Below are 10,666 nucleotides of genomic sequence, written 5' to 3'. Positions count from 1 at the left end.
AATACCACCTTTAACTAATTATTTCAATAATATTTTTTTATTTTATTATAATTATATATATGAATACACATTAAATTTTTCACATTTTCTTACAATTATATTCGTACTAAAACAAAAAAATGATGCAATACATCTCTCTTAGCATTTATATGGGTAAGAGTTTACTATAATAATATCCTTTTACCTTTTTATTTCTACACAAATAAAGACAGGATTTCACATCCTGTCTTTTTTATATGTTATTTATGATTTATTTACCTATATTATCTCTGCTTCTTCTAACTGCTTTAAAAAATCCCCCAAATCTTTTCTAGCATCTGATTTTTTTACCATGTACGTTTTTGTTATTAAAGATAAAATTTCTTCTTCACTTTTACATTCCCCTAAATTTTTCCAAACTAAAGCTTCTACTTCACTTAGACTAATTAGTCTGTTGCAACCTTTTTCTGATGTATTTTTGGGCATAAGAATATATTCGCCAGCAAATTTACGTAGATTAAAATCTTTTTTAATTTCCATAATTCCTCCCCCTTATATTCAAAGTTTTCCATCATCACATTATATGTCTTTTGTTAAATAAAATTTGCATAAATCTTTTCAGAAAAGTAGCCACCAATTAAATTCTACTTTAGTGCTACTTTAATGTCAACAAGCGAATCATACTTTTTTAATACATTTCTTTACAAAATAAAGCATTGTATTAAAATAATTTATTTGTTTTTGTTATTTATTAATTAATTTTATAACAAAATAAAGAAAGTAGTCACATTTTGCGACTACTTTCTCTATTTTGTGGAAAACTTCTAGAATTAATTAATATTAACAAATATTGAGATGTAAAAAATTAATTTTTGAGAAACAGAGTTGCCTGAAGCGGAGCGAAGGCATCTCATTTGAGTAACGGATTTATCCGAAGTGGTAACGAGGATATATCGTTGACGATATGCTTCTCAAATTTAACGACATAGCGAAGCGAATTTTTTATTCTTTTACGGATTCTACTTTTAAAATTTCACTATTTGTATTGGAAAAATGTATCGTATTCGTACTAACACTTTTTCCAGCTTCAACTTTTTCAAACTTAGCACGATAAGTTATTCCACCTAGATAACAATTCCCCTGCGAAATAGTTTTATAATATACATACACTGTATTTAAATTTTTATCACTTAAATTTTCTACAGTAATTTTTTTATTTTCAGTAGTTATAGCTACTTGAGATTCCATAGTTGATAGATTACTCACCATATTATTTTTTGAGTCTAAGTATACATATTTATCCTGTGAATTAAATTCTATCTTACCACTAGATTCCATTGCAAGAGTACATGCACCTGGTTTCAAATTAGTAATTTTAAATTTTATAGTATCAGTTTTACCTGTTATTTTCATAGTTATTTCACCATAATCAATAACCTCTTGCGAAGTATTCTTTACTATTATAGCTAATACATTCTCTTTATTTACATCACTACCATCTTCTATAAACTTCCCAGAATATTCACCAATACTTACAATCTCCATGTTTTTATATGGAATAGAATAAGGAATACTCATTCCACCTACAGTTGTATTTTGTCCATTATCTTCACTTACTTCACCTTCACCTGAAGTATAACCTTCTATTTTATCAATATCCAGTTTATTTATATCAACTACTAATTTTTCTTCTTCAGCAATCGGATCTACTTTCTCTTCTACTTTTACATTAGTTTTTTCAGCTGCTTTATCTTTTTCTACATAGTATCCTATGACGCCTAAACCCGTTAGACATATTAAGATAGCAGATATTATAATTATTAATATCTTCTTCAAAATAACCTCTCCTCATCTCCCATTTTTCATAATAATTGTCTTTATAATAGCATTTATTTTAATTAAATTCCCTTTGTTTTATATAATAATTTTATTGTATCTTATATTAGTAAGTTTTTCAAACAAAAAATAAGCTTCATTTTGTAATATTACTAAAAAAAGTTGCTAAACACAGCAACTCTTTATCTATGTTAACAACTTAGATTTTACATAAACTACACCCTCGTATATTTTCAACAAAATCCCTCTTATAGGAAGTAAAACCATCCACACTTTGAAAACATTTTCCCAAAAATAAGAATAACAATCTAACACTCTTCCTTTTCTAATTATCTTTCGAGCTACCGCCACCACATTACAAGGCCTAACCCATCCATCAAACTGTAAGTTTCCATCACCAATAGTTAAGTATCCCAAGTCTGATATGTCATGAATTCTATGAAGTAAGTATTTGCCATGCTTTGACTTGAATAATATAATTTCACCTTTATTTAATTTAGTAAAATTTCTTTTTTCAAGTATTACTTTATCCCTATTTTCTACTATTAACGGTGACATAGACTTACCTTTAACTGTGACTATTGCTTCATTTACTTTGCTTAATAATTCTTCAATATTAGGATATAAATCCTGGTTAGAAAATTTATTTATATTTCTAATCATAAGACTTCCTCCTTTACTTAAATATCAGCGATACCCTTATAATATAATTCTACTAATAGATTCCAAATCCTTTATTATAAATATGATTTCTAAAATATTGTTAATAATTACAAGCATTAACAATTCATAATACTTTTAAACCTTCCACATTATTTTATAAATACGCATAGTTTTTATTTTATAGAGTCTAGTTTTACAATATTTGTTATAATACAATTATGAATTTCAATTAAACATAGAAAAGGGGGAGAATTTTTGACGCAAAAAAATAAAAAATTCAAATTTGCAAAAGTAGTAATTATATTATTAGCATTATTAATAGCCATTCCAGTTTTTACATTCTACTCTTTTTACAATAAGTTAAATACAACAAGTGCAAGTGTTGAAGATACTTATGAATCTAAATATGAAAAAGTAGATGGTATAACAAACATATTATTATTGGGTACTGATGGAAGAGAAAAGGAGCTAGCTTATCGCTCTGACTGTATGATGATTGCAACTATTGATTCCAACAATAAAAATATAAAATTAACTTCTCTTGCTCGTGATACTTATGTAGATATTCCAGGTAAAGGGAAAGGTAAACTAAATGCAGCTTATTTTTGGGGTAAAGAAAAATTATTATTCCAAACTATTGAAGAAAACTTTGAAATAAAATTGGATAAATTTATTCAAGTTGACTTTGATAATTTGATGAACATTGTGTTTATATTAGGTGGAGTGGAAGTAGACGTTAAAGAACATGAGGTCGATATAACTAATAAATATATTGTACCTTCATATCAGCAATGTACTTATTCTAATAAAGGGGACATGAAGCTTTTAAGTTCACCTGGCAAACAAGTGCTAAATGGATATCAAGCTATTGCTTATACTAGAATAAGAATTACAGATAGTGCTATACATAGAGATCAAAGACAACGAACAGTTATTCTTTCTATGATAGATACTGTAAAAGATATGGATTTTTCTAAATATCCTCATTTATTAAATACATTACTTCCATATGTATCTACAAACCTTACTCCACAAGATATAATAAACATAGCTTTTACAGCATATAATTTTAAACCACTAACTATAAAACAAGGACAATTCCCAATAATCGATAACGTCCATGTTAAAGGCGGTAAATATAAAAACGCCGGATGGGTTTGGCTATATGATTTAAACTCAAGACAAGTTTTACAAGACTTTATAAATAATGATATTGATATGGATAAGCACGAATATTTAAAAGATAATAGTAATGTACAACTTAATTATTAAATTTAAAAGATAATACAAAATGCTGTAGCATAGGTTTAGTCACTTATGCTACAGCATTTATTTATAAAAAAGTTACATCTTAACCATAGATGCACCTGTTAAAGTCGTTCTATATATATTATCACTAAGCACTCCTTCAAATGGATCATATGAATCAATTACAACTCTTCCAAAATACATTCTACTATTCGAAGTATTTATACTGTAATACCATTGATTTTTACTTGCTTTTTTTATAGTCTTTCGGCTGCTTCCATCTAACTTCATTGAGCATATACTACCATTTGTATTGATATAATACATTTTATTATTATATAAATTTATGCCTTTAGTAAAATGCTTTGATAAACGTTTGTTATTTTTTCCAGTAGAAGATATTTTGTATACTTGGCAAGTATCGTCATTTTCATCATAAAGATTTTTATCATTATAAATTGTATAGTATATATTTCCTTTATAATAAACCATATCATCTATACAAGACTCTTCTTTTTTGCCTGATTTATATTTATAAACTGTTGTTCTAGACTTAGTTTTTTTGTTTATTTTGTAGATTATAGAAGTCTCATCCCCTATAGCTGATATGTATATATAATCTCCAGATAATGACATGTCACCTATATATCTAGATGTTGTAGTATATAAAGTTGATACAGTTTTCTTAGTTGATAAGTTATAACGACATAAAGATGACACTTCATCATAATTACTATTCGTTGTTTCCTTTATGTAGTATAAGTAATTATCTTGTACAATAAATGAATTATATCCGTAATTTCCTATTAATTTAGTTTTTCCTGTACCATCAGTTTTAACTCTATATATTCCATAGTTGTTACCTGAATCATATACTCCCACATAATATATATAATTTCCAACTACATTTATGTATGGCTCTTCTGCTGCATTATTTACTATTTGTTTTTTTGTACTTCCATTTTTATAAGTTCTGTAAATATAATAATAGTTTGACTCTTCAGTTTTTTTGTATATCTTACTGCTTCTTACATAAGAGTAGTTCCCTCTGGTCGCTGAGTAGCCTCCGTTACTTATGTTTGAATTGCTGTTACCATATACTGAGGCTGCATCAACATTCTTTGTAAAACCACAAGTAATTATTGTGCATACCACTAATACGGCAGATAAAATTTTCTTTAATTTACTCATATATTCCCTCCATAATCCTTATATAAGTTTAATATATCCCAATATAACCTTTTCCTCTATATTTCTTATTAAATTGTAATATATTTATAAGTTATCTAATTATATTTTTGAACTTGACAAATTTCGACTTTTTTTATAAAATATACGCTGGAACTTAAATAAAATATTCCTTATCAAGAGAGGTGGAGGGACTGGCCCTATGAAACCCAGCAACCGGTCGAAAGACAAAGGTGCTAATTCCTACAGAAGAATTCTGGAAGATAAGATTACGTATATAATCTCTTTCTTACCGGAAAGAGATTTTTTTATATAAAATTTTAATCAAAACTCATATTTTAGTTAAATTATTTCTGATTTAAAATCAAATTATAAGGTAATAAAATAAATAGAATTAAAGGAAATGGAGAAATACAAGTAATATGATCAAAATAGATACAAAAACAATAGTGACAATCGGCGTTGCTGCTGCTCTTTATGGAGCCTTAGGATTTGTTGGAATTCCCATTGGTCCCAATACACAATTAAAACCTGCCATAGCACTACTTGCAATCTTTTCTGCTCTATTTGGTCCATTAGTTGGATTTTCAATGGGCTTTTTAGGTCATATGCTGACTGACATGATTGCTGGTTGGGGAATCTGGTGGGGCTGGGTAGCAAGCTCTGGTATTATGGGTCTTTTTATGGGCCTAGTTTTCAGATGCAAGAAATTTAGCATAAAAGATGGTTTATGCAATAAGTTCCACGTTTCATATCTTGTAATTACAGGTATGATTGGTATTATCTTAGCATTTATATTTGCTGCTGGTTTCGACGTAGTTGTTATGGGTGAACCTTTAGACAAAATGAAAATTCAAGCTGCTCTTGCCATATTTACAAATGGAATAGTATTTTTAGGTATTGGAGTTCCAACTATACTAGGTTTCGTTAGAGCAAATAAAAAAAATAGTGGATTAAAGATTGAGGACTAAAGTCTCAATCTTTAATCCACTATGGCGCCAACGATATGGCTTTGCTCGCGCTTCAGCCATCTCCGTTGCTTAAAATTTTTATAACATAGCGCCAACGATATGGCTTTGCTTACGCTTCAGCCATCTCCGTTGCTTAAAATATCAATCTAAAAATCGAGGACTAAATAAAGTAAAAAATAAGGAGAATATAATGATAAGTTTTAAAAACTTTAGTTTTAAATACAACAATGTAGTTGATAAAACTTTAAAAAATATAGATATAACTATAAATAAAGGTGAAAAAGTCTTAATAGTAGGACCAAGCGGTTCTGGAAAATCTACTCTTTCTCATTGTATAAACGGACTTATTCCTTTTTCATACAGTGGTGAAATTGAAGGCGAACTTATAATAGATAATATTAAACCTTATGAAAAAAGTTTATCGGATGTAAGTAAAAAAGTCGGTACAATAATGCAAGATCAAGACTCTCAATTTATAGGCCTTTCTGTTGGAGAAGATGTTGCATTTAACTTTGAAAATGACGCCATACCAGTTAAAGAAATGAAAGTTAAAGTTGTAAATGCACTCGAATTAGTAAACATGGTTGATTTTATTAATCACAGTCCTTATGAATTATCCGGAGGACAAAAACAAAGAGTCTCATTAGCTGGAGTTCTTGGCAATGATGCTGAAATACTTCTTTTCGATGAGCCTTTAGCTAACTTAGATCCAGCTAGCGGAAAAGAAGTCATGGAGTTAGTTAATAGTATTCATGAAAAAACAAACAAAACTATTATAATAGTTGAACATAGAATTGAAGATGTTCTAGAACAAGCTTTTGATAAAGTTATTGTTATAGACAGAGGTGAAGTTAAAGCTATTGGTACTCCTGATGATATCTTAAAATCAGACATATTGTCAAAAAGCGGACTTAGAGAACCTCTTTATGTATCTGCTATGAAATATGCCAATTGCAATCTAGATAAAATAAATAACTTAAGAGACTTCAATAACTTGGACGAAGACTCTAAAGAAAAAATTAAAAATTGGTTCAACAATGAATCTAAAAATCTTTCTATGAAGAACAATAATAAGGAAGAAAAAATTCTAGAGGTGATGAACTTAACATTCTCTCATGATAAAAATAAAAATACTTTAGAAAATGTATCTTTCCACCTTAATAAAGGTGAAATTCTAGCTGTTCTAGGAAACAATGGTGCAGGAAAATCTACTTTATGCAGAGTTATAACAGGAATATTAAAATCTAAAGAAGGTAATATCTTCTTAAAAGACGAGTGTATAGACTCTTGGAGCATAAGTAAAAGATGTTCTTCCATAGGATATGTGATGCAAAATCCAAATCAAATGATATCTCAACATATGATAAAGGACGAAATTGCCTTAGGATTAAAATGCAGAGGGTATTCAAAAGAAGAAATAGATACAAAAGTTGAAGAAGTGCTAAAAATTTGCGGTCTATACCCTTATAGAAACTGGCCAGTTACAGCACTTAGCTACGGTCAAAAGAAAAGAGTAACTATAGCATCTATTTTAGCAATAAATCCAGATGTTATAATTCTTGATGAGCCAACTGCTGGCCAAGATCACAAACACTACACTGAGTTTATGGAGTTTATAAAAACTTTAGCAAACAAAGGAATTTCTATAATCCTTATAACTCATGATATGCAATTAACACTAGAGTATTGTGATAGAGCCATGGTACTTTCTGCTGGTAAAAAAATAGCAGACAATAAACCATCATGTATTTTAACTGATGAAAATATTATAAAACAAGCAAACTTAAAAGAAACGTCATTATCAACTTTAGCAAAAGCTATTGGTATGGAAACTCCAGATGATTTTGTACAATTCTTTATTGATTATGAAAGATAGGTGAAAGACAATGAGTAGAGCCCAAACTCTATATATTGAGGGTGACTCTATTTTCCATAGATTAAGTGGTGTAAGTAAAATATTATTATTCCTTACTTGGACAATGATAACAGTAATGTTTCTTGATATAAGAGTGTTCTTAGTTATGGGAATAATTAGTGCAATCATGCTTTATTTTGCACAAATACCATCAAAAACATTAAAACCACTACTATGGATAATGGTTGTTTTCAATATAATAAACGTAATTTTTATACTACTAATAACGCCACAGTATGGAAGTGAATTAGTAGGAACAAACACAGAACTAATCAACATAGGATATGCATATATAAACAAAGAGACTCTATTCTATGTTTTAACTATATCATTAAAATATGCAGTACTAATGCCAATAACTGCTATTTTTATATTCACAACACATCCAAGTGAATTTGCCAGCAGTTTGAACAAAATAGGTATACCATATAAAATTGCTTATGCTGTAAATATAGCATTTAGATATATCCCTGATGTACAACGTGAGTACAGAGATATTCTAGATGCTCAACAAGCAAGGGGACTAGCATTCCACAAAGGCGAAGGTAGCATCGGCGAGATTTTAAGAAATTACACTACAATATTCGTACCATTAGTTTCTTCTTCTATTAAAAGAATTGAAACTGTTTCAAATGCTATGGAACTAAGATCTTTTGGTAAGAAAAGAAAAAGAACTTGGTATAGTTATGAGAAATTAAAAGGGTTGGATTTAGCCTTTATAGTAGGGTGCATCTTAGTATTTATAGTAGCAGTTTATTTAAAAAGCAATGTAATAACAGAATTCTATTATCCATTATAAAATATAAAAATAATGAAAAGCCTGGGTTAATGATAAATATACCCAGGTTTGTATATAAACCTGATTATTTCTTTTTATGCAATACGACAACAATTTACAGTTTACTACCCAAAACTTACTTTTAACTAAATAATAATCTAAAATTGATGATTACATAATTTATTATAATTCTAAGAGATACAAAAAATTGAATTGTATGACACTACTAAAATATATTAAGTATATTAAAAAAATTATTGTAGTTAAAAAGTGCTAATTTAAAATTAGCACTTTGTTTAAAATTATATTATATTACTTATCTACTTTTTAGGTATATTCAATTTTGATACACCTTTTAAAAGAATTTATTTGGTTTTATATCTAAATTTACCACTCTTCTCTTCTAAACACATGTTTTATTCCTTTTGTTGTTATAAATAAAATCGATAAAATACAAATAGATAGTAATGCTCCACTACCATCAATAAATACATCAGTTAAGTTTCCATTTCTACCATCTATAGCTATTTGAGATCTTTCATCAAATACTGCAAACAAAACAGAAAAAGTAAATGATAAGCACGCAGATAAAAATACTTGTTTCGAGAAAGAATATATTACAAGCATTGAAATTCCTCCTATGATAGCATACATAGAAAAATGTGCTGCTTTCCTTACAATCATGCTTTTACTATATTTTTTCAGCTCACTCATTACCGTATCCTTTATTTTTATTAATTTTTCATCCTTTAAAGTAACCTTGTCTCTTATTTCATCTATAATCTCTACAACTGCATTTGATTGAGATTTAGATGTTGAGCCATTTTGACTAGAAAAATAATGCATAGCTCCTATGCTCATTATCAGCAGTAATATATATATAACCTTTTTCATATAAATACCTCCTGTTTCTAATAAATAAACCTCACACCCACTCTAAAAAATTATGGGTGCAAGGTTTAAACTAAACTGTTGTAACAGCTACTTCTTCCATAGATTCAAAATGTTTATCTTCAGACTTACCTCTTAAGAATGATATAAAATCATCTCTAAGCTCAGGTCTTTTTAGCGCAAAGTCTACAGTAGCTTCTAAGAAACCTAACTTATCCCCGACATCGTATCTTCTTCCTTCAAAATTATATGCATAAATAGCTTCTTTAGTAGCAAGAGTTTGAAGTGCATCAGTAAGTTGGATTTCTCCACCTTTTCCAGGTTCTTGATTTTCTAATATATTGAATATTTCAGGAGTTATTATGTACCTTCCTAAAATGGCTATATTCGATGGTGCATCTTCAATAGCAGGCTTTTCCACCATGTCTTTTACTTTATATACTCTCTCTTCTATATGCTTTGCATCCAATATTCCATACTTATCTACATTTTCTCTAGCAACTTCTTGAACACCTAGTATTGAAGTTTTGTATTCATCATAAGCATCTATCATTTGTTTTAAACATGGAACTTCTGCATCTACTATATCATCTCCAAGTAACACTGCAAAAGGTTCATCCCCTATAAAACTCTTTGCACAATATACTGCATGACCTAAGCCCTTTGGTTCCTTTTGTCTAATATAATGTATATTTACCATATTAGATATGTCTTGAACCATATTTAACATTTCTTTTTTACCTTTGTTTTCAAGCTCTAACTCAAGCTCTACTGAACGGTCAAAATGGTCTTCTATACATTTTTTATTACGCCCTGTTACTATTAGTATTTCTTCTATTCCAGACTCTATTGCTTCTTCTATTATATATTGTAAGGTTGGTTTATCCACTATAGGCAGCATCTCTTTCGCCTGTGCCTTTGTTGCTGGAAGGAATCTAGTTCCTAATCCTGCTGCTGGTATTATAGCTTTTCTAACTCTTTTTTTCATCTTTTTCTCCCAATTTACTACTTAATATTTTTTCTATAATCTTAATAATTATAATTTTCATCTTATAGTATATCTCAATCTCAGATTTCTGTACATACTTACATTAAAATTACTTAACAAATTATTTTACTCAAAATCTTATATTCTAACCTCACTAAACCATATTAAAATAACATTTATAAGCACTTCCAAACTACATTTTACTTTTT

General features: G+C 28.7%; 11 protein-coding genes and 1 riboswitch. Of the genes, 4 read left to right on the top strand and 7 right to left on the bottom strand.

The features are described from left to right. Positions 1-258: 258 nt before the first annotated feature. The 3 genes from NSA58_RS10020 to NSA58_RS10010 form a co-directional block, all read right to left on the bottom strand. The gene (locus NSA58_RS10020) at positions 259-519 is read right to left on the bottom strand and encodes a PqqD family protein (protein ID WP_039679049.1); all 261 of its coding nucleotides are present in this window, start codon (positions 517-519) and stop codon (positions 259-261) included. 462 nt (positions 520-981) lie between these two features. Next, the gene (locus tag NSA58_RS10015) at positions 982-1,815 is read right to left on the bottom strand and encodes a hypothetical protein (protein WP_074429410.1); all 834 of its coding nucleotides are present in this window, start codon (positions 1,813-1,815) and stop codon (positions 982-984) included. A 186-nt stretch (positions 1,816-2,001) separates the two neighbouring features. Further along, the gene (locus tag NSA58_RS10010) at positions 2,002-2,478 is read right to left on the bottom strand and encodes a S26 family signal peptidase (protein ID WP_039679051.1); all 477 of its coding nucleotides are present in this window, start codon (positions 2,476-2,478) and stop codon (positions 2,002-2,004) included. Positions 2,479-2,733: 255 nt separating this feature from the next. Between NSA58_RS10010 and NSA58_RS10005 the strand changes: the two genes are divergently transcribed. Beyond that, entirely contained in the window at positions 2,734-3,750 is a 1,017-nt protein-coding gene (locus NSA58_RS10005) for an LCP family protein (RefSeq protein WP_039679052.1), read from the top strand. A gap of 72 nt (positions 3,751-3,822) precedes the next feature. On the opposite strand, the gene NSA58_RS10000 is transcribed toward NSA58_RS10005, so the two are convergent. Next, the gene (locus tag NSA58_RS10000; protein WP_257560426.1) at positions 3,823-4,917 is read right to left on the bottom strand and encodes a DUF5050 domain-containing protein; all 1,095 of its coding nucleotides are present in this window, start codon (positions 4,915-4,917) and stop codon (positions 3,823-3,825) included. Between the two features lie 167 nt (positions 4,918-5,084). Further along, positions 5,085-5,184: riboswitch (SAM riboswitch) on the top strand. 152 nt (positions 5,185-5,336) lie between these two features. Here NSA58_RS10000 and NSA58_RS09995 point away from each other — a divergent pair. The 3 genes from NSA58_RS09995 to NSA58_RS09985 all read left to right on the top strand — a co-directional run bounded on the left by NSA58_RS09995 (position 5,337) and on the right by NSA58_RS09985 (position 8,599). Beyond that, entirely contained in the window at positions 5,337-5,885 is a 549-nt protein-coding gene (locus tag NSA58_RS09995) for an ECF-type riboflavin transporter substrate-binding protein (RefSeq protein ID WP_039679054.1), read from the top strand. A gap of 190 nt (positions 5,886-6,075) precedes the next feature. Further along, a complete protein-coding gene (locus NSA58_RS09990; RefSeq protein WP_074429409.1) occupies positions 6,076-7,761 on the top strand; it encodes an ABC transporter ATP-binding protein in 1,686 nt (561 codons plus the stop codon). A 10-nt stretch (positions 7,762-7,771) separates the two neighbouring features. Beyond that, a complete protein-coding gene (locus NSA58_RS09985; RefSeq protein WP_257560425.1) occupies positions 7,772-8,599 on the top strand; it encodes an energy-coupling factor transporter transmembrane component T family protein in 828 nt (275 codons plus the stop codon). Here the strand turns inward: NSA58_RS09985 and NSA58_RS20985 are convergent. From NSA58_RS20985 to galU, 3 genes are all read right to left on the bottom strand, one after another. Further along, a complete protein-coding gene (locus NSA58_RS20985) occupies positions 8,594-8,743 on the bottom strand; it encodes a CDP-glycerol glycerophosphotransferase family protein (protein WP_408648046.1) in 150 nt (49 codons plus the stop codon). The genes NSA58_RS09985 and NSA58_RS20985 overlap by 6 nt on opposite strands. Positions 8,744-8,965: 222 nt before the next feature. Further along, positions 8,966-9,472, bottom strand: coding sequence for a VanZ family protein (locus NSA58_RS09980; protein ID WP_257560424.1), 507 nt, complete (start codon positions 9,470-9,472; stop codon positions 8,966-8,968). Positions 9,473-9,542: 70 nt separating this feature from the next. Further along, positions 9,543-10,457, bottom strand: coding sequence for a UTP--glucose-1-phosphate uridylyltransferase GalU (gene galU, locus NSA58_RS09975; RefSeq protein WP_257560423.1), 915 nt, complete (start codon positions 10,455-10,457; stop codon positions 9,543-9,545). Between the last annotated feature and the right edge of the window lie 209 nt (positions 10,458-10,666).

The organism is Terrisporobacter muris, from assembly GCF_024621905.1.
In the GTDB taxonomy this organism is placed as follows: Bacteria; Bacillota; Clostridia; order Peptostreptococcales; family Peptostreptococcaceae; genus Terrisporobacter; species Terrisporobacter muris.
Note: the sequence above shows the minus strand (reverse complement) of the source record. Positions and strands in the feature narration are given on the sequence as shown.